Source organism: Micromonospora sp. NPDC023956, assembly GCF_040639195.1.
In the GTDB taxonomy this organism is placed as follows: domain Bacteria; phylum Actinomycetota; class Actinomycetes; order Mycobacteriales; family Micromonosporaceae; genus Micromonospora.
On sequence record NZ_JBEZZN010000001.1, the window covers coordinates 449,960 to 469,345 of the forward strand.

At 73.5% G+C, this 19,386-nt stretch carries 14 protein-coding genes; 8 read left to right on the plus strand and 6 right to left on the minus strand.

The features are described 5' to 3' along the window. Window positions 1-31 precede the first annotated feature (31 nt). From AB0F58_RS01075 to AB0F58_RS01085, 3 genes are read left to right on the plus strand one after another with little or no spacing between them, the layout of a single operon-like run. Entirely contained in the window at window positions 32-2,617 is a 2,586-nt protein-coding gene (locus AB0F58_RS01075; protein WP_357136108.1) for a glycoside hydrolase family 38 C-terminal domain-containing protein, read from the plus strand. Further along, window positions 2,614-4,587, plus strand: coding sequence for a hypothetical protein (locus AB0F58_RS01080; RefSeq protein WP_357136110.1), 1,974 nt, complete (start codon window positions 2,614-2,616; stop codon window positions 4,585-4,587). The genes AB0F58_RS01075 and AB0F58_RS01080 overlap by 4 nt, the downstream gene beginning before the upstream one ends. Then, entirely contained in the window at window positions 4,584-5,999 is a 1,416-nt protein-coding gene (locus AB0F58_RS01085) for a GH1 family beta-glucosidase (RefSeq protein ID WP_357136112.1), read from the plus strand. Before AB0F58_RS01080 ends, AB0F58_RS01085 begins: the two co-directional genes overlap by 4 nt. Here AB0F58_RS01085 and AB0F58_RS01090 read toward each other — a convergent pair. The 6 genes from AB0F58_RS01090 to AB0F58_RS01115 form a co-directional block, all read right to left on the minus strand. Beyond that, the gene (locus AB0F58_RS01090; RefSeq protein WP_357136114.1) at window positions 5,976-6,626 is read right to left on the minus strand and encodes an aspartate/glutamate racemase family protein; all 651 of its coding nucleotides are present in this window, start codon (window positions 6,624-6,626) and stop codon (window positions 5,976-5,978) included. The two genes, AB0F58_RS01085 and AB0F58_RS01090, sit on opposite strands and share 24 nt — an antisense overlap. Next, window positions 6,623-7,426 carry a TIM barrel protein gene (locus AB0F58_RS01095; RefSeq protein ID WP_357136117.1) on the minus strand — a complete coding sequence of 268 codons (804 nt, stop codon included), beginning with the start codon at window positions 7,424-7,426 and terminating at the stop codon, window positions 6,623-6,625. Before AB0F58_RS01095 ends, AB0F58_RS01090 begins: the two co-directional genes overlap by 4 nt. After that, complete coding sequence (locus AB0F58_RS01100; RefSeq protein ID WP_357136120.1) at window positions 7,426-8,319, minus strand: hypothetical protein; 894 nt, start codon at window positions 8,317-8,319, stop codon at window positions 7,426-7,428. The genes AB0F58_RS01095 and AB0F58_RS01100 overlap by 1 nt, the downstream gene beginning before the upstream one ends. Further along, a complete protein-coding gene (locus AB0F58_RS01105) occupies window positions 8,316-9,788 on the minus strand; it encodes an FGGY family carbohydrate kinase (protein ID WP_357136122.1) in 1,473 nt (490 codons plus the stop codon). The genes AB0F58_RS01100 and AB0F58_RS01105 overlap by 4 nt, the downstream gene beginning before the upstream one ends. A gap of 99 nt (window positions 9,789-9,887) precedes the next feature. After that, complete coding sequence (locus tag AB0F58_RS01110) at window positions 9,888-12,512, minus strand: discoidin domain-containing protein (RefSeq protein WP_357136124.1); 2,625 nt, start codon at window positions 12,510-12,512, stop codon at window positions 9,888-9,890. A gap of 158 nt (window positions 12,513-12,670) precedes the next feature. Beyond that, the gene (locus AB0F58_RS01115) at window positions 12,671-13,906 is read right to left on the minus strand and encodes an ROK family transcriptional regulator (protein WP_357136127.1); all 1,236 of its coding nucleotides are present in this window, start codon (window positions 13,904-13,906) and stop codon (window positions 12,671-12,673) included. A 305-nt stretch (window positions 13,907-14,211) separates the two neighbouring features. Between AB0F58_RS01115 and AB0F58_RS01120 the strand changes: the two genes are divergently transcribed. From AB0F58_RS01120 to AB0F58_RS01140, 5 genes are all read left to right on the plus strand, one after another. Further along, entirely contained in the window at window positions 14,212-15,510 is a 1,299-nt protein-coding gene (locus tag AB0F58_RS01120) for a sugar ABC transporter substrate-binding protein (protein ID WP_357136129.1), read from the plus strand. Between the two features lie 68 nt (window positions 15,511-15,578). Further along, window positions 15,579-16,541, plus strand: coding sequence for a sugar ABC transporter permease (locus AB0F58_RS01125; protein WP_357136132.1), 963 nt, complete (start codon window positions 15,579-15,581; stop codon window positions 16,539-16,541). After that, a complete protein-coding gene (locus AB0F58_RS01130) occupies window positions 16,534-17,373 on the plus strand; it encodes a carbohydrate ABC transporter permease (RefSeq protein ID WP_357136134.1) in 840 nt (279 codons plus the stop codon). The genes AB0F58_RS01125 and AB0F58_RS01130 overlap by 8 nt, the downstream gene beginning before the upstream one ends. A 218-nt stretch (window positions 17,374-17,591) precedes the next feature. Beyond that, window positions 17,592-18,536: an ATP-binding cassette domain-containing protein gene (locus AB0F58_RS01135; protein WP_357136137.1), complete on the plus strand. Its 945-nt coding sequence runs from the start codon at window positions 17,592-17,594 to the stop codon at window positions 18,534-18,536. After that, on the plus strand, window positions 18,533-19,294 hold the full coding sequence (locus tag AB0F58_RS01140) for an ABC transporter permease (RefSeq protein WP_357136141.1): 762 nt from the start codon (window positions 18,533-18,535) through the stop codon (window positions 19,292-19,294). The genes AB0F58_RS01135 and AB0F58_RS01140 overlap by 4 nt, the downstream gene beginning before the upstream one ends. Window positions 19,295-19,386: the final 92 nt, after the last annotated feature.

The window sequence follows — 19,386 nt, forward strand, 5'->3', positions numbered from 1 at the left end:
CAACGCCACCTCCCGAAGGGACGTCGTTGCCATGCCCGCGAACCCGTCCGGCCCGACGCCGCCGACGTCCACCCGCCAGCCGGTCGTCCCCCGCCAGCCGGGCCTGCCGCTGGGCCGGGCCACCCGGGGCCCGCTGCACATGGTCGGCAACGCGCACATCGACGCGGTCTGGCTCTGGCCCTGGCAGGAGGGCTACCAGGAGGCCCGCGCGACGTTCCGCTCGGCGGTGCAGCGGATCGAGGAGTACCCCGACTTCGTCTTCACCTGCGACTCGATCGGCTACCTGGCCTGGGTCGAGGAGCACGACCCGGAACTCTTCGCGGACCTGCGGCGGCTGGTCCGCGCCGGCCGGTTCGAGATCGTCGGCGGTTGGTGGGTCGAGCCGGACTGCAACATCCCCGGCGGCGAGGGCTTCGTCCGGCACGCCCTGTACTCGCAACGGTTCCTCGCCGACCGGTTCGGCGTCATGGCGACGATCGGCTGCAACGTCGACCCGTTCGGGCAGAACGCCACCATTCCCCAGCTGCTGACGAAGTCCGGCATGGACGGTTACGCCTTCATGCGCCCCCAGCCGCACGAGGCCGCGCTGCCCGGCCCGACCTTCTGGTGGCACGCCGCGGACGGCTCCCGGGTGCTCGCCTACCGCATCCCGCACGAGTACTGCAGTCCCGAGGGCTACCTCGGCACCCACGTCACCAAGGCACTGGCCCAGCTGCCGCACACCACCGAACCGCTGATGTGCTTCTACGGTGTCGGCAACCACGGCGGCGGCCCGACCCGGGCGAACATCGAGAGCATCATCGACCTCGACCGCAGCGACCAGTACCCCCGCCTCGTCTTCTCCACCGTGCGGGCGTTCTTCGACGCCGCGGCGGCCGGGGACGACCTGCCGGAGTACGTCGGCGAGATCCAGCCGCACGGCGTCGGCTGCTACTCGGCGCACTCCGGGATCAAGCAGCTGATCCGGCAGACCGAACACGCGTTGCAGGCCGCCGAGAAGTGGGCGGCGGTCGCGGACGCGGTCGCCGGCCTGCCCCGGGTCACCGATGAGCTGGAACACGCCTGGCGACAGGTCCTGCTCAACCACTTCCACGACACGGCGGCCGGCACCGCGCTGCCCAGCGCGTACGAGGACGCCCGCGACCAGCTCGGCGAGGCCCGCGCGATCGCGGCCCGGCTGCACAACCGGGCCGTCCAGAGCATCAGCCACCGGATCGGGATCCCCGAAGAGGACCGGATGACCCCGCTGGCGGTGTTCAACCCGCACCCGTGGCCGGTGCGGGCCACCGTCGAGGTCGAGTTCGGTGCCGCGCTGGGGCTGGGCGCGATCGTCGCGGTGGACGCCGCCGGGCAACACCGACCGGTGCAGGTGGCCCGCTCGTCGACGCTGACCGGCACCCGCCGCCGGCTGGTGGTGCCGGTGCAGCTGCCGCCGCTGGGCTACGAGGTGTACCGGATGTACCCGGATCCCGCCGCCGCTGCCGTCGAACCGGCCGGCGACGCCGACACGGTGCTGGAGAACGACCACCTGCGGGTCGTGGTCGACCCGGAGACCGGATGGCTGTCCAGCCTCCACGACAAGACCCGCGACGTGGAGCTGGTCGACGACCGCGCCGCCCGGCGCGGACACGCGGTCGTGCTGGACGACCCGACCGACACCTGGGGACACGGGGTGGTCTCCTACCGCGACGTGATCGGTGCCTTCACCCCGGTGTCGGTGCGCCGGACCGAGCACGGTCCGGTCCGTCAGGCGGTGCGGGTGCGCAGCACGTACGGCGCGTCGACGTTGACCGAGGAGTTCGTGCTGGCCGCCGACGCGCCGTACCTGGAGGTCCGGGTGACCGTCGACTGGCACGAGCGGCTCCGGATGCTCAAGCTGCGCTTCCCGACCGCGCTGGCCGACGTCACCGCCACCCACTCCATTCCCTACGGGCACATCGAACGGGTCCCGAACGGGCACGAGGTGGTCAGCCACTCGTGGGTGGACGTCTCGGGCACCACGGCCGACCGACCGGCCGGGCTGTCGGTGCTCAACGACGCGAAGTACGGCGGTGACGTCGTCGACGGCGAGATCGGGATCACCGTGCTGCGCAGCCCCGCGTACGCCTGGCACGCGCCCCGCCCGCTGCCCGCCGACGACGACTACGAGGTCATGGACCAGGGCGTACAGCGGTTCACCTACCGCCTGCTGCCGCACTCCGGCGACTGGCGGGCGGCCGGCACCGTACGGGCCGCCGCCGAACTGGACCAGCAACCGATGGCGCTGCTGGAGTCCTACCACGACGGCGCGCTGCCCCGGCGGCAGTCGTTCGCGGCCGTGCGGGACGCCGACAACGTCCTGGTCACCGTGGTCAAGCGGGCCGAGGACGACGTCGACGCGTTCGTCGTCCGGGGCTACGAGACCGCCGGACTCCCCGCCACCGCCACCATCGAGCTGCCCCTGCTCGGCCGTACCGTCACCGCCGCCTTCGGTCCGCACGAGATCAAGACCCTGCTCGTGCCGCGCCACCCGGCCATGCCCGTGGTCGAGACCGACCTGCTGGAACGGCCGGTGGCGCCGGTCAGCAGCGGATCGGCGGGCAACGCCGACCACCCGGCCCCGGGGTCCCCGGCATGACGGCCACCCCCCGCGCCAGCTCCGGGGCGACGCGCGCCGGGGCGACCGGCACCTGGCTGGACGGGGCCGGGCTGACCGTCGACGGGCTCGACCCCGACCGGTTCGACGTCGAGGTGCGACCCGGCGTCGAGTCCCCCGCCGGGGGCGTCCCGGTGACCGTCGCGGTGACCTGCCGCGCCACCGGACCGGTCGAGGCGCGGTTGCGGGTCTCGGCGCGTCTCACCGGCGTCGACGACCCGTACTGGCTGATCCCCGGGCTGTTCTACGGCGAGAACCGCCCGGCCGGCAACGACCGGCTCTACCCGCGCTTCGCCCGCGCCGTCGACGAGCCCGCCGACCCGGCGAGGTTCGTCTCCCCCGCCTGGAGCTTCCGGGCCGACCGCGCCGCCACCTGCGCCGTCTTCGTCTGGGGCGGACGGGGCGGCCTGGCCCTCGCCGTCGACGAGCACAGCCCGCTGGGTCTGACCGGGATCGGCTTCGCGCACGACGAGGACGGGACCGCGCGCGTGCACGCCGACTTCCCGTACCGGGAGGAGCCGGTCAGCTACCTGGGCAGCCAGACCCCGGCCGCCCCGCTGGCCGAGACCCACCGGTGGCAGCCGGGCGAGCGGCAGGTGGTCGAGCTCTGCCTCTACCGGCTGCCGGCCGACCGGCACGGGTACGCGCCGGTGCTGCGGGAACGGCACGCCCGGTACGCCACCGAAGCGCTACGCCCCTGGGTGAGCGTGGCCGGGGCGGCGGAGCTGGCCGCGTACGGGCTGCACCGCTGGCACTACCGTCCCGACCCGGCGGTGCTGCTGGAGACGGCGGCGTTCGACCGGGAGTTCAACGACAACGTCAAGGGCCTCGGCGACCGGGCGGCGATGCACGTCGCGTGGGTCAGCGGCATCCCGTACGCCGCCGCGCTGCTCGCCCACGGCCGACGCACCGGCGGCACCGGCCCCGGCGACGAGGGCTCCGACGGCGACGGCCCCGGCCCCGGCGACCACGTCGCGGCGGGCGCGGCGGTGCTCGACCACATCTGCGCCAACCTCGCCCCGGCCGGCACGTTCTGGGGGCAGTGGACCGCCGCCCGGGGCTGGGGGCAGAGCTGGACGCCGGTCCGGGGCGGCCTGCACGCCCGGACCCTGGCCGAGGCGACGCTCTTCCTGCACCGCGCGGTGCGTGCCGAGGCGGCCCACGGCGTCGCCCGACCGACCTGGTCGGCGGCGGTGCGGAGCAACCTCGACGTCGCGGTGCGCAACCAGCGCGCCGACGGCAACCTGGGCAGCCTGCTGCACGCCGACGACGGGCGGATCCTCTCCTGGGCCGGATCGGCCGGCCTGACCTGGGTCGGCGCGCTCGCCGAGGCGGCCGACCTGGACCCCGGCTACCTGCCGGCCGCGCGGCGCGGCGGCGACTACTACGCCCGCTTCGTGTACGAGGAGTTCCTGCACGGGGCGCCGGAGGACGTGGACCTGGCCCCCACCTCGGAGGACGGGTACGCGGCGATCCTGGCGTACCTGGCCCTCTGGCGGGTCACCCGGGAACGACGCTGGCTGGAGATCGCCCGCCGGGCGGCGGACTGGATGCTCACCTTCCGCTACGGCTACGACGTCCGCTTCGACCCGCACACCCTGCTCGGCCGGTACGACTTCCGCAGCCGGGGCGCCGACCAGGCCTCCCCCAGCAACCAGCACCTGCACGCGTACGGTCTGATCTGCCTGCCGGAGATGGTGGAGCTGGCCGGGGCCACCGGGGACCGGTACTACCTGGACCGCACGCGGGAGAACCTGGCCTGCTTCCGACAGTTCGTCGCCCGCGCCGACGGCGACTTCAACGCCTACCGGGGCATGGCCAGCGAGCGCTACTACCAGACGGCCTGTTTCCAGGCCAAGGGGATGCTGCTGACCCTGTCCCACGCGTGGAGCGTGGGCGTGCTGCTGATCGGCTGCGAGGCCGCGCTGAACCTGACGGAGGTGGACTGGTGAACGCGACGGGCACCTTCCCGGCCGGGTTCCTCTGGGGGGCGGCGACCTCGTCGTACCAGGTGGAGGGGGCGGTGGACGCCGACGGGCGGGCCCCGTCGATCTGGGACACCTTCACCGCCGGGCGGGGCATGGACTCCGGGGCGGTCGCCTGCGACCACTACCACCGCTGGCCGGCCGACGCGGACCTGATGGCGGGCCTGAACCTGAACGCCTACCGGTTCTCCCTGGCCTGGCCGAGGATCGTGCCGCAGGGCACCGGCGCGGTGAACCGGGCCGGACTGGACCACTACGACCGGATGGTCGACGGGCTACTGGAACGCGGCATCACCCCGGTGCCGACGCTCTACCACTGGGACCTGCCGCAGGCGCTCCAGGACCGGGGCGGCTGGACCGCCCGGACGACCACCGAGGCGTTCGCCGAGTACACCGAGGTCTGCCTGGACACGCTCGGCGACCGGGTGCCCGTGTGGCTGACGGTCAACGAGCCGTGGGTGGTCTCCGTGCTGGGGTACCGGCTCGGGCTGCACGCCCCGGGGGAACGGGACCTGCGCACCTCCCTGCTGGTGGCCCACCACCTGCTGCTGGCGCACGGGGTGGCCATGGAGCGGATCCGCGAGCGGTGCCCGGACGCGCGGGCCGGTATCCCGCTGAGCCTGTTCCCGAACTACCCGGTCTCCGCCGACCCGGCGGACGTCGCCGCCGCCCGGGGCTCCGAGGGCTACACCAACCGCTGGTACCTCGATCCGGTGCTGCGGGGCCGCTACCCGGCGGACACCTGGGCGCTCTTCGAGCGGCTGGTCGGCCCGCTGGACTTCGTGCAGCCGGGCGACCTCGATCTGATCGGCACCCGATCGGACCTGCTCGGGGTCAACTACTACACCCGTCGGCGGATCGCCGCCGCCGAGCAGGACGGCCTGCCGTGGCGGGTGCTGCCGGCGCAGGAGGGCGTGCCGGTCACCGAGAGCGGCTGGGAGGACGTCCCGGCGGCGTTCCACGACCTGCTGGTGGGGCTGCACCGGGAGTACGACGTCCCGCTGCTGATCACCGAGAACGGCGGGGTGTGGAACGCCGGGCCGGACCCGGACGGTCGGGTCCGCGACCACGGCCGCGTCCGGGCGCTGCACGGCCACCTGCGCGCCCTGTCCCGGGCGGTCGACGACGGCGCGCGGGTGCTCGGCTACCTGCACTGGTCGCTGCTGGACAACCTGGAGTGGGCCGAGGGGTACGCCCAGCGGTTCGGCCTGGTCCACGTCGACCACGCCACCCAGCGGCGCACGGTCAAGGACAGCGCCCGCTACTACGCGGCGGTGATCGCCGCCAACCGGGTGCTCGACCCGGCCGGCCACCTCGACGGCCCGGCCGGGTCGAGCGCCGACGGCTCGCCCGGGTCAGCCGGCGACGACGGCCCGTAGTTGGCGGATCCCGGAGCGGGGGGAGCTGAGCACCGGCACCTGGTCGGCGGGCAGGCTGTCGACCACCCGGGCCATGCTGGCCTGCGCCAGGACCAGCACGTCGACCTCGGCGGCCAGCCGGCGCACCTCGGCGGCGACGAGGTCGTCGTGCCGGTCCGTCTCGCCGGCCCGCAGCGCCTCGAACGCCCCCGGGCAGACCGACTCCCGGATCTCGCACGGCGCACCCCGCTCGGCGGCCCGCCGCCGCAGCAGCTCCCGGGTGGGGCCGAGGGTGGCGGCCAGCGTCGCCAGCACGCCGACCCGACGGCCGGCGGTGACCGCGTGTCCGGCCATCGGGTCGTCGACCCGGTAGACCGGCACCGGCACCTCGGCGCGGGCCAGCTCGGCGGCCTCCCCGATCGACGAGCAGGTGACCAGGACGGCCTGGGCGCCCGCGTCCGCCGCGAAGCGCGCGTAGTCGGTCACCCGCCGGACGGTGGCCGGCAGCATGCCGTGCCCGATGGTGTCCCGCAACAGCGTCTCGTCCACCAGGTGCAGCGCGTCCACCGCGCCGACCTCGTCGCGCAGCAGGTCGGCGAAGACGGCGGGCAGGCCCGGCACGGTGTGCAGCAGACAGACCCGGCTCACGGGAGGCGCTCCCGGGACGGGGCGAGCCGGGGGTACCGGGCGGTCACGGCGGCCAGGCTCGCCGCCGACGGGCCGGTGGGCAGGTACTCCAGTCCGAGGGCACCGGTGTAGCCGACCCCGGCCAGTGCCGCGAGCAGCGCGTCGACGTCCAGGTCCCCGGTGCCGGGCTCGTGCCGGCCCGGATGGTCGGCGATCTGGACGTGGCCGAGCCGCGCGCCGGCGGTGGCCACCGTCGCCGGCACGTCGTCGCCCATCACGGCCACGTGGTAGGTGTCCAACTGGAGTCGCACCCGGTCGTGGCCGAGCCGGTCGATCAGGGCCAGCACGTCGGCGACCCGGGGCAGCAGGTAGCCGGGGATGTCGTGGTCGTTGATCGGCTCGACGACCAGGGTCCGCCCGGTCGCTGCGGCCACCTCGGCGGCCCAGGCCAGGTTGTCGGCCAGGCAGTCGTGCTGCGCGTCCGCACCGAACTCCGGCAGCCGACGACCGGCCAGCACGTTGACCAGCGGGCAGTCGAGGTCGACGGCGAGCCGCACCGCCGCCCGCAGCCGTTGCCGCCACCGGTCGGTCAGTCGGGGGTCGTTGCTGAAGCCGCGCTCACCGGCGGAGAGGTCCCCGGCATCCATGTTGAGCAGGACGACCCGCAGTCCGGCGGCCCGCACCAGCCGGGTGACCTCGTCGTGGGGCAGCGGCGGCCAGGGGAACTCCACCCGGTCGAAGCCCGCGCGGGCCGCCGCGGCGAAGCGCTCGGGCCAGGGCAGCTCGGTGAAGAGCAGCCCCAGGTTCACGGCGGGACGCATCAGCGCGCCTCCGTCCAGGAACGACCGTACCGGTCGACGATGCCGACCAGCCGTTCCAGCCGGCGGACCGACTCGGTACGCAGCGCCGCCGACGGGTCGGCGGTGGCCAGCGCGTCCCGCCAGAGCGCCCGGCCGGCGAGCATGCCCGAGGCACCGCCCCGGCAGGCGGCCTCGACAGCCGTGGGGAAGTCCGCTGCGGCGACCCCGTTGGAGAGCACCACCCAGGGCCGGGCGAGTTGCCGGTCCAGCTTGGCGCAGGCGGTCACCAGGTCGCCGAGGTCGCCCTTGCCCCGGCGGGGCACCTGCCCCTTGTAGAGGTCGGGCCCGAGTGGCCCGAACGCGGCGGCGGCGTCGAGGATGGCCGCGTCCAGGTCGACGTCCCGCTGGCCGGGCGCGGCCACCGCGACCGGCTCCAGGACGGAGAGCAGCCCGGCGCGTCGGCAGAGCGCGACGAACCGCTCGGCGGTGGCCACCCGGCGGTCCTCCTGGCCGTCCCGTTTCCAGATGACCAGGAGCTTCAACGCCGCCACGCCGTCCCGGCGCGCCCGGTCGACGTCGACCGTCTCGTCCAGGTCGGTGTCCTCGACCGGGCCGCCCGGGGGTTGGGTGAGCGCGTCCACGGCGAGGATCAACCCGCACCCGGCGGGCAGCGGTCGGGTGCTGACGAGTTCGGGATAGCCGTAGTAGGCGTCGATCAGGAACGCCGAGGCAAGCGGTGCCAGCACGTCGGCGACGTCGAGTTTGAACGACACCAGGGCGGCGTCGTCGGCCGGGTGGTCCTCCTCGCGGAGCATGGTCCGCAGGCTCTCCCGCTGGTCCATGGCGACCATGGCGAACGTGCCGGTGCCGGGCCGGGCCAACCGGTCCAGGGTGGGGGGTGCGGTGACGCTCACGAGCTTTCCTCACTGCCGAGCGGGTCGGGGGTGGTGACCAACGGTAGGAACCGGGACCGGTACGCCGTCTCCCACGCCGGGTCGGGCGCGGCGACGGGCCGGGGCGGTGGCGGGTCGGGAGTGCCGTCCTCGATGCCGATCGCCCGGCCGGCGAGCTGCGCGGCACCGAGGACGGCCGACCGGTCTTCGGGCAGCACCACCACGGGTACCGGCATGACCGCGGCCTTGATCGCCATCCAGGTCGGGCTGGCGGTGGGGCCACCGAAGACCGTCACCGCGTCCGGCCGTTGGCCGCTGGTGGCCACCTGACTCTCCAGCATCCAGCGCACCTGCATGCAGAGCCCTTCGAGGACCGCGCGGCCGATGTCGGCGAGGTCGTGCTCCGGCCGGATGCCGTGGAACGACAGGGTGCGGTGCGGCTGCGGCTGGGGGCTGGCCCGCCCGTTCAGGTAGGGCTGCACGACGATGCCGGTGGGTGGCCGGTCGGTGGTGGCGGCGACCAGGTCGGCGAACCAGCGGTACCGGTCCGGGCAGCCGGGCGGCGCGAAGCGCGCCAGCCACCAGTCGACCAGGCCGCCGCTGCTGGACAGGCCACTGATCAGGCAGTACGACCGGCCGTCGAGGTAGGGGCCGACCGAGATGCCGGTGGGTGTGGCGGGCATCGGCGGCACCGCCACGACCGGGGTGAGGACCGCCTCGGCCGTACCCATCGAGTCCGCCGTCTGGCCGGGAGCCCGGACCCCGGCGGCCCAGGCCGCGGCGAGGTGGTCGTGACCGGCGAGGACGACCGGAGTGCCGGCCGGCAGCCCGGTCCGGGACGCCACCGTTCGGGTGACCCGCCCGGCGACCCGGTCGGTGGCGACCACCGGGGGCAGGTGGTCGGGCCGCAGTCCCGCCAGGTCGAGCAGGTCGGGCGCGTAGGCCATGGCGCGGATGTCGAAGGCGCCGGTGCGGGCGGCCAGGGTGGGGCTGGTGGCGACGGTGCCGGTGAGGGCGGCCAGCACCAGGTCCGCGCTGCTCGCCCAGCGGACCATCCGCCGGAGCCGGTCCGGGTCGTGCCGCCGCAGCCAGAGCCAGCGGGCCAGGGGCAGCTTCGCGCTCGGGTGCAGGCCGGTGGCGGCGAAGAACGGCGTCCGGCCGACCGTCTCACCGATCCGGTCGGCCTCCCGGTGGGCGCGGCGGTCCCGCCAGTGCAGCAGGTCGCCGATCGGGTCGCCGCCGGCGTCCAGCGGCACCCCGGTCTCGGCCATGCTGGACACCCCGACGGCCAGCGGGGGCGCGGGGGCCGCCGAGACGCACTCGGCGAGCAGCCGCAGGGCGGTGTCCCGCAGTCCGTCGGCATCGGACGGGGTGGCCGCCTGACGCCGTGCGACGGGGACACCGTCCGACCGGTAGACGCCGGCCTTGGTGTGCGTGGTGCCGATGTCCACCCCGGCCAGCAACGTCGGCCCGCCCGCTCCCCCCACCATCGGTGTCACTCTGCGGGTGTGAGCGAGGGATGTCAATCATCGGCGGCGACGGCCGGTGGTCCGGTCGGATCGCGCCCGACCGGACCACCGCCGGGGTGACTACGGGTGGTTGGTCAGGTAGACCTGCTGGTTGGCGGTGTTGGCGGTGCCGCCGGTGTTGTTGACCACCCGGTTGATGGTGCCGACCCCGCCGAGGGAGACGGTCACCATGTTGGTGAACCGGACGTTCGGGTTGGTCGGCGCCTCGATGGCCCGGTCGGCGACGACCGACGGGTTGACGTTGAAGTAGCAGTAACTGCCCATCCCCCACGCCTGGTGGCTGGTGACCTGGTCGGCCACCTTGTACGCGGCGTAGCCCCGGGTCGACCCGTTCGTCCAGGCGGCCTGGTTCGGCGGGTCGTAGGGCATCTCGTTCTGGTAGAAGTACGTCCGCCCGCCGTTGCCGTTCCAGATGGTCTGGTACTTCTGGTAGTGCTCGACGAAGAGGCCGTACATGGTCACGTCGTCGCCGTTGACGATCAGGCCGGTGTCGGCGGTGTTCACCGTCCACCCGACCCCGTCGCCGTGGTCGGCGCGCCACAGCCACATGTGGTCGCCGATGACGTCGTCGCTGTTGATGGTCAGGGTGTTGGTGGCCCGGCCGACACCCGGCCCGCCGATGCGGAAGAAGACGTCGTGCAGCGAGACGGGGTTGGCCGCGTGGTCGGCCGACGAGCCGGGCGGACCGACCTCCATCAGCACCGGCGAGGTGGTCGAACCGGCCTCGAACATGATGCCGGCCACCTTCACCCCGTCGACGTCGGCGACCCGCATGGCGACGGTGCCGTTGTCGGCCTGGATGGTGGCCAGGCCGAGGCCGAGGATCACCGTGTCGGCGCGGTCGACCCGGATCGGTTCGGTGACGTGGTGCACGCCGGGGGTGAAGAGCAGGTGCCGGCCCTGGGCGAGGGCGGCGTTGATGGTGGCCGCGCTGGTGCCCGGCCGGACCACGTAGAACTGGGCCAGCGAGATCGACGAGCCGGCCGGGGTCTTCCCGTACCAGCTGGTGCCGGTGGAGTTGGTCCGCAGCGCCGGGACGAACACCCGGTACTCGCCGGTGCCGTCGACGTAGAGGAACGGCTTCTCGCGGACCTTCGGGGTCTGCGGGATGACGGTGTGCGAGGGATTGGGGAAGTGCGGCGGGGGTGCCCCGGTCACGCCCTGGAAGACCATGTTCCACACCGAGCCGGTCCAGCCGTTGCCGAACTCGCTGTTGCGCGAGTACCACTGCTGCTGGGAGCCGGAGACGACCAGGCCGTCGATGCGGGTGTCGGCCATCAGGCCGCCGCTGGACCAGCCGTCGCCGCCGTTCCAGAGCTGGATCTGGTTCTGCGCGCCACGCAGGTGCATCCGGCGGTACGGCGCGGCCTGCGAAACCGCCCAGCGTTCGACGAGCACCCCGGCGGGCAGGGTCACCGACAGGTTCTCCGCGGCGCGCCAGAAGTTCTGCGTCGCGTTGCCGCCGAACCAGTCCGCCTCGACCCGGACGTGGCCGTTGAGGTTGACGTCGTCGGGGCTCAGCCCGAGGCCGGCGACCTGGGTGAAGAAACCGAGGTTGACGTCGGCGGTGTAGGTGCCGGGCTTGAAGAGCACGGCGTACCGCTGCGGGCCGAACTGGTTGGTCTCCTGCTGGGTGAAGAGGCTGTTCAACCGGCTCTGGATGGTGGCGGTCGGCGTGGACGGGTCGAAGACGAAGGTGTTCGGGCCGAGGTTCGGGTTACGCGGATCGGTGGGTTCCACCGGGTCCACTGTGCCACCCCCGGTGGTGTTGACCTGGAACTCCCACAGGGAGTAGCCGTAGCCGGTGGCCCGGACGGTGCCGTACATCCGCACGTACCGGCCACTGCCGGAGACCGTCAACGTCTGGGTGCCACCGGTACCGGCGGTGGTGCTCCACACGGTGGTCCAGGTGCTGCCGTCGTCGGAGGTCTGGATCTGGAACGCCCGCGCGTGGGCGGCCTCCCAGGTGAGCACCACCCGGCAGATCGTCCGGGTGCTGCCCAGGTCGACGCGGAGCCACTGCGGGTCGGCGGCGGCGCTGGCCCAGCGGGTGCCGGGATCGCCGTCGACGGCGGCCGAGGCGGGCAGGCCCGCGTTCTCCACCGAGGAGGCGGTCGCCGGACGGCCCTGTGCGGCGTTGGTGGCACCACAGGTGGGTGCGGTACCGGTCTCGCCGTAGATCCGGAACTCCCACAGGGAGTAGCCGTAGCCGGTGGCCCGGACGGTGCCGTACATCCGCACGTACCGGCCACTGCCGGAGACCGTCAACGTCTGGGTGCCACCGGTACCGGCGGCGGTGCTCCACACGGTGGTCCAGGTGCTGCCGTCGTCGGAGGTCTGGATCTGGAACGCCCGCGCGTGGGCGGCCTCCCAGACCAGGGTGACCTGACTGAGGGTGGCCCGGCTGCCCAGGTCGACCTGGAGCCACTGCGGATCGCCGGCGGCACTCGACCAGCGGGTGCCGGTGTCGCCGTCGACGGCCGCTCCGGCGGGGGTGCCGGCGTTCTCGGTGGACGAGGCGGTGGCCGGTCGCCCCTGGGAGAGCAGCACCGGCGCGGCCTGCACCGGCGGGGTCAGGGCGGTCGGGGTCAGGGCCGCGACGAGCGCGACGACCAGGCCGAGGAGGAGGCGCGGCCGGGGCCGCCGGGCGGTTCTCGGGCGTACGGGATGGGCGCGAGTTGTCATCACTTCGCCTGTCGGTAGAGGGCTGCGGATGCCGGGCGCGACGGGGTGCGGAGTCGGCGGCGGGTGCCGGGGTGGTGCCGCCGAGCTGGCACGGTCGCCGGAGAGCGCTCTCGTTGGTGAGTGTCACGGCGGTGTGCCACCGGAGTCAAGAAATCGATCTACATCAATATCTGGGTCGACTCCCGGCGACGACGGTCGGGGCGCACGCCACCGGCGGCGAGCAGCCGGGCGATCGGCAGGGTGGCCGCGCCGAGCGCCACCGCGTCCACGCCGAGGCGGCACAGCTCGATCGACGCCTGCTCGTACGGCTGGCGCAACGCCTGCCGTCCGGCGGCCGCGCGCACGGCGGGCAGCAGGTCGCCGAGGGCCATGGCCGCCCAGCCGCCCAGCACCACCCGCTCCGGGTTGAACAGGTTGATCAGGTTGGCCACCCCCGCGCCGAGATAGTCGGCCGTCTCGTCGAGCACCCGCCGGGCGGTGGGCGACGCGGCAGCCGCCCGCACCAGTGCGGCGAGCCGGGACTCCTCGTCCGCGCCGGACACCGCCCGACCGCCCCGGGACTCCCGGTACCGGTCGATGACCGCCCCGGCGCCCACGTACGCCTCCAGGCACCCCCGCGCCCCGCAGCGGCAGGACCGGCCGCCGTAGACCAGCGTGGTGTGCCCCCACTCCCCCGCGCTGCTGGACGCCCCCCGGTAGGCGATCCCGTCGGTCACCACGGCCGCTCCCACCCCACTGCCGACCAGCGCGAACACCGCGTGCCGGGCGCCCCGGCCGGCGCCGAACCACATCTCGGCCTGGCCGAGGGTGTTCGCCCCGTTGTCGATGTGCAGCGGCAGGTCGGTGCCCGCCCGGATGAGCCGCTCCAACGGCACCCGACCCCAGCCGAGGGCCTGGGCGTGCACCACGGCCTCCGCGCCCTGCTCCACCACGCCGGAAACCCCGATACCGACCCCGAGCACGTCGGCCGGACAGACCCGGGCGCGGGCGGTGACCGTGTCGATGCCGGCCAGCACGTGCCCGGCGACCGTCGACGGCTCGGTGCGGGCCGGGTCCAGCGGGTACTCCACACTCGCCAGCCGGGTCATCGCGAAGTCGAACAGCTCGACCCGGATCCGGGTCTCCCCCACGTCGACGCCGACGACCACGGCGTAGCGGGCGGCGACCCGGAGCATCATGCCGGGCCGGCCACCGTCGGGCTCGGCCGCGCCGGCCTCGACGACGAGGCCCTCGTCGATGAGGTCGGCCACCACGTTGCTGACCGAGGGCTGGCTGAGACCGGTGCCGCGCATCAGGTGCTGGCGGGTCAACGGACCGTCGAGGAAGAGCCTGGACAACAGCGCCGACCGGTTCCGCAGCCGGACGCTCCGATTCGTCGCTCGCGCCAGCTCCACACGCCACCTCGATTCCCGGGCCGCCCGGGGCGACGGCACGTCCCCGTACTTGACGATCCACGCATCGAGATACTTTAATGGCCACATTCATTAAGTAGTGATGCAACTACCGTCCGACCGGGCGGCGCGTCGACCCGCCGGGCGCTCCACCGCACCACCCGATCCCGGCACCACGCGCACCGCCGGACTGCGCCCGCCCGCACCCCGCACACCGCACCGCCACCGGGCCCGGTCGTACCAGCGCCGCCCGACCCCTCCGCGCCACCGGGGCCGGCACCCCACCCCTCGAACCGGAAGGGCCGATCGTGTCGAGACGCCACCTCGCGACACTCGCCGCCGCCGTCCTCGCGGCCGCCTCGCTGACCGCCTGCGGCGGTTCGGACGATCCGTCCGGCGGGTCGGGCAAGACCCTGACCTACTGGGCCAGCAACCAGGGCGCCAGCCTGGAGGCCGACAAGAAGATCCTCCAGCCCGAGCTGGACCGGTTCGAGCAGCAGACCGGCATCAAGGTCACCGTCGAGGTGGTGCCCTGGTCGGACCTGCTCAACCGGCTGCTCACCGCCGCCACGTCCGGGCAGGGCCCGGACGTGGTGAACATCGGCAACACCTGGTCGGCGTCGTTGCAGGCGACCGGCGCGATGGTCGAGTTCGACGACGCCACCCTGGACCGGATCGGCGGGCGGGACCGGTTCGTCCCGGCCGCGCTGGCCGCCGCCGGCGCGGCCGGCAAGCCCCCCGCCGCGGTACCGCTCTACAGCCTCGCCTACGCGCTGTACTACCACAAGAAGGCGTTCGCCGACGCCGGCATCACCGCCCCGCCGACCACCTGGGAGGAGGTGGCCCAGGTCGGCCGACGGCTGACCGGGGGCGGCCGGTGGGGCCTCGCCGTCGAGGGGGCCAACCCGTCGGAGAACGCGCACCACGCCTTCACCTTCAGCCAGCAGTACGGCGGTGAGTGGTTCGACTCCGCCGGCAAGCCGACCTTCGACACGCCGCAGAACGTCGCCGCGGTGAAGCGCTACGTCGACCTGATGGCCGTCGACCGGATCGTCAACCCGAGCAACGCGGAGTACGCGCAGAACCAGTCGGTCTCCGACTTCGCCAACGGTCGGGCGGCGATGCTGCTCTGGCAGGCCGCCGGCGCGAACCTGACGGCGCAGAACATGGCCGCGGACGCGTACGGCGTGGCGCCGGTGCCGTTCCCCGCCGTCCCACCGGCCGGCGGCAAGAAGGTCAACAGCATGGTCGCCGGGATCAACATGGCGGTGTTCAAGCACACCAAGAACCGGGACGCGGCGCTGGAGTTCGTCAAGTTCATGACCAGCGACGCCGAGCAGGTGACGCTGAACCGCACGTACGGCTCGCTGTCGCCGGTGACCTCGGTCGCCGACGACCCGGCGTTCGCCGCCCCCGAGCAGAAGGTGCTGCGGGAGACCCTCGCCACCACCGCTGCCCCGCTGCCGCAGGTACCCGACGAGAGCACGTTCGAGACGCTGGTCGGCACCGCCATCAAGGAACTCTTCGCCGACGCGGCCCGCGGCCGGCCGGTCACCGAGGAGAGCGTCCGGCAGAAGCTCGGCAAGGCCCAGCAGCAGATGCGCTGACCGGCCGGACCGGTGGCCGTCGGCGGGGCCGCGCCCCCGTCGACGGCCACCGGAGCGAGAGGACCCCGATGGCAACCAGCACCGCCCGAGACGTCACCCCGTCGGATCGGCGAACCGTCCGACCCCGGCGACCGCGCCGGCCGCTCCTGCCGTACCTGCTGCTCGCCCCGGCCGTCGTGCTGGAACTGGCGATCCACGTGGTGCCGATGCTGATCGGCGCCGGGATGAGCATGCGGGAGCTGACCCAGTTCCACATCCGCGACTGGTCCACCGCGCCCTTCGTCGGCTGGGACAACTACCGGCTGGTGCTCGACGTCGACTCCGCCGTCGGCGCCGAGCTGCTGCGCTCGTTCCGGGTGACCGTCGTCTTCACGGTCGTCTCGGTCGGGATCTCCTGGGTGCTCGGCACCACCGCCGCCGTCCTGCTGCACCGCCCGTTCCGGGGCCGGGGCCTGCTGCGCGCGCTCTTCCTCACCCCGTACGCCCTGCCCGTCTACACCGCGGTGATCACCTGGAGCTTCCTGTTCCAGCGGGACACCGGCCTGGTCAACCACGTCCTCGTCGACCAGCTGCACCTGCTCGACGACCGGCCGTTCTGGCTGATCGGGGAGAACAGTTTCGGCGCGCTGCTCGTGGTGTCGATCTGGCGGACCTGGCCGTTCGCCTTCCTGTGCGTGATGGCGGGCCTGCAGAACATCCCCGGCGACCTGTACGAGGCCGCCGCCATGGACGGCGCGGGCTTCTGGCGGCGGCTGCGCTCGGTGACCCTGCCCATGCTGCGCCCGGTCAATCTGGTCCTGCTGCTGGTGCTCTTCCTGTGGACCTTCAACGACTTCAACACCCCGTACGTGCTCTTCGGCGGCTCCGCGCCCGAGCAGGCCGACCTGATCTCCATCCACATCTACCGCAGCTCCTTCAAGACCTGGGACTTCGGCTCCGGTTCGGCGATGTCGGTGGCGCTGCTGCTGTTCCTGCTCCTGGTCACCGCCGGATACCTGCTGCTCACCAACCGCCGGAGGAACGATGCGTGAGACCACCGCCGAGCGCTGGTCCCGCCGGGTCGTGCTGACCCTGCTCGCGGTCTTCGTGCTCGTCCCGCTCTACGTGATGGTCAGCTCGGCGCTCAAGCCGTTGCAGGACGTGCAGAACGCGTTCACCTGGTGGCCGCGCCGGCCGACCGCGCAGGCGTTCGTGGACATGTGGTCGACCGTGCCGCTGGGTCGCTACCTGGTCAACAGCCTGATCGTCTCCTCGGTGGCGGCGGTCTTCTCGGTCACCGTGGCGATCTTCGCGGCGTTCGCGGTGAGCCGCTACCGGTTCCGCGGGCGGGGGCTGTTCTCGGTCACCGTGCTGTCCACCCAGATGTTCCCCGGCATCCTGTTCCTCCTGCCGCTCTTCCTGATCTACGTCAACCTGGGCAACGCCACCGGCGTCCAGTTGTACGCCAGCCGGACCGGCCTGATCATCACGTACCTCACCTTCTCGCTGCCGTTCTCGATCTGGATGCTGGTCGGCTACTTCGACTCCATCCCGCGCGGCCTGGACGAGGCCGCGCAGGTCGACGGGGCCGGGCCGCTGCGCACCCTGTTCCAGGTGGTGCTGCCGGCGGCGGTGCCCGGTGTGGTCGCGGTCGCCGTCTACGCGTTCATGACCGCCTGGGGCGAGGTGCTCTTCGCCTCGGTGATGACCGACGAGTCCAGCCGCACCCTGGCCGTCGGCCTCCAGGGCTACTCCACCCAGTTCAACGTCTACTGGAATCAGGTCATGGCGGCCTCGCTGGTGGTCAGCGTGCCGGTCGTGGCCGGCTTCCTGGCGTTGCAGCGCTACTTCGTCGCCGGCCTCACCGCCGGCGCGGTCAAGTGACCCGTACGCCCGGTGGGGGCCGGGACGCCGGGTGGCGGGCCGGAGGACGCTTGTCGCCGGTCCGCCGCCACACCTGATCCGCAGGCGGGCCTCCGTCGACGGTGAGCCCGCCCGCGGGTCTGACCTTCGTCAGGTCCCGGCGCTGTCGATCGGGTCGGGTGCCGGGCCGCATCCGCTCCTAGCGTGCTTCCGGAGATGACCGATCACTGGGGGCAGGCGTGATAACGCTGGAGAGACTGACCAAACGGTTCGGGGGCACGACCGCCGTCGACGGGCTGGACCTGACCATCGGGTCGGGCCGGGTCACCGGCTTCCTCGGCCCGAACGGTGCCGGCAAGTCCACCACGATGCGGATGATCCTGGGGTTGGACCGGCCCTCGTCGGGGCGGGCGCTGGTGGCCGGGAAGCCGTACGCGTCGTTGCGCCGGCCATTGCGCGAGGTCGGGGCACTGTTGGACGCCAAGGCGGTCCACCCGGGGCGGACCGGTCGTCACCACCTGCTGGCGATGGCGCGGAGCAACGCCATCGCCCGGCGGCGGGTCGACGAGGTGCTGGCGGCGGTGGGACTCACCGAGGTCGCCGGCCGGCGCGCGGGCACGTACTCGCTGGGGATGGGGCAGCGGTTGGGGATCGCCGGGGCGCTGCTCGGCGATCCCGGGATCCTGATCTTCGACGAGCCGGTCAACGGGCTCGACCCCGATGGGGTGCGGTGGATCCGGGGGCTCATGCGGGACCTCGCCGCCGAGGGCCGCACGGTCTTCGTGTCGAGTCACCTGATGAGCGAGATGCAGCTGACCGCCGACCACCTGGTGGTCATCGGGCGTGGTCGCCTCGTCGCGGACGCCTCCCTGCACGAGGTCATCGCCCGGGGGGCACCGCGGGATACGACCGGCCGGGTGACCGTGCGCTGCCCGGATCCGGCGCAGCTGGCCGCGCTCCGGCACCGCCTGGCCGGGCGGTCGGTGACCGTCCTCGACGCCGGTGCGGACCGGTTGACCCTCGCCGGCGTCGACCCGGCGGACGTCGGCGACCTGGCCTTCGCGATGGGGATCCGCCTGCACGAGCTGAGCGTCGGCACCGTCTCCCTGGAGGACGCCTACCACCGGCTCACCACCGACAGCACCGAGTTCACGGCGGCCCCGGCCGCCCGGGAGGGACGATGACCGTCATGCGAGCCGCGATCGGTGCGGAGTGGACCAAGCTCTGGACCACCCGCACGGTCTGGTGGGCGCTGGGCGCGGCCGCGATGCTCATGGCGGCCGGCGCCGGCCAGTACGCGATCTACGCCGGCAACGGCGACCTCGCCCCCGCCCTGCTCTCCGACGGCAGGGTGCCGGTCGGCACCGTCGCGGTGCTGGCCGTCGGCGTCACGCAGCTCGCCTTCGTCGCCCTGGCGATGCTGGTCGTGACGAGCGAGTACTCCACCGGCACGATCCGCGCCACGCTGGCGTGGATTCCGTCCCGGGGACGGCTGCTGCTGGCCAAGTGCGCGGTCGTCGGCACGGTCACCCTCGTCGCCGGCACGGCCGTGGGACTGCTCGGCGCCCTGGTCGCCGCGGCGGTGCTCGGCGACCTCGGCGACACCGGTGCCGTCGCGATCGGCGCGGACGCCCTGGGCATCGGCGCGTACCTCATGCTGCTCGCCGTCTTCGCCACCGGGCTCGGCGCGGCCCTGCGGGGGCCGGTGGTCACGTTGGTGGTCGTCCTCCTGCTCGTCGTGGTGCTCCCGCCGCTCCTCCAGGTGCCCGACCTGACCCTCCTCGACCGGATCGCCGACAGCCTGCCGGGGGTCGCCGGCAACCACTTCCTGCTCGGGGAGGCCGATCCGTACCCGGCGCTGGTCGGCCTGCTCGTCCTGGCCGCCTGGGCGGTCGCCGCCGTCCTGGCGGGCTGGCGGGTGATGCACCACCGGGACGCCTGAGCCGGCAGGAGAGCCACCGGTCACCGGCCGGGCGGGCCCGTGCGCTCCTCGCCGGAGGCGTCCCGGCCGGGGCCTGTCGCCCCCGGTGTCGC

Bases quoted from the DNA above. Each gene is read 5' to 3' on its own strand.
- AB0F58_RS01075 (WP_357136108.1), top strand. From the start codon at position 32: ATGCCCGCGAACCCGTCCGGCCCGACGCCGCCGACGTCCACCCGCCAG.
- AB0F58_RS01080 (WP_357136110.1), top strand. From the start codon at position 2,614: ATGACGGCCACCCCCCGCGCCAGCTCCGGGGCGACGCGCGCCGGGGCG.
- AB0F58_RS01095 (WP_357136117.1), bottom strand. From the start codon at position 7,426: ATGCGTCCCGCCGTGAACCTGGGGCTGCTCTTCACCGAGCTGCCCTGG.
- AB0F58_RS01105 (WP_357136122.1), bottom strand. From the start codon at position 9,788: ATGGTGGGGGGAGCGGGCGGGCCGACGTTGCTGGCCGGGGTGGACATC.
- AB0F58_RS01110 (WP_357136124.1), bottom strand. From the start codon at position 12,512: ATGACAACTCGCGCCCATCCCGTACGCCCGAGAACCGCCCGGCGGCCC.
- AB0F58_RS01125 (WP_357136132.1), top strand. From the start codon at position 15,579: ATGGCAACCAGCACCGCCCGAGACGTCACCCCGTCGGATCGGCGAACC.
- AB0F58_RS01130 (WP_357136134.1), top strand. From the start codon at position 16,534: ATGCGTGAGACCACCGCCGAGCGCTGGTCCCGCCGGGTCGTGCTGACC.
- AB0F58_RS01140 (WP_357136141.1), top strand. From the start codon at position 18,533: ATGACCGTCATGCGAGCCGCGATCGGTGCGGAGTGGACCAAGCTCTGG.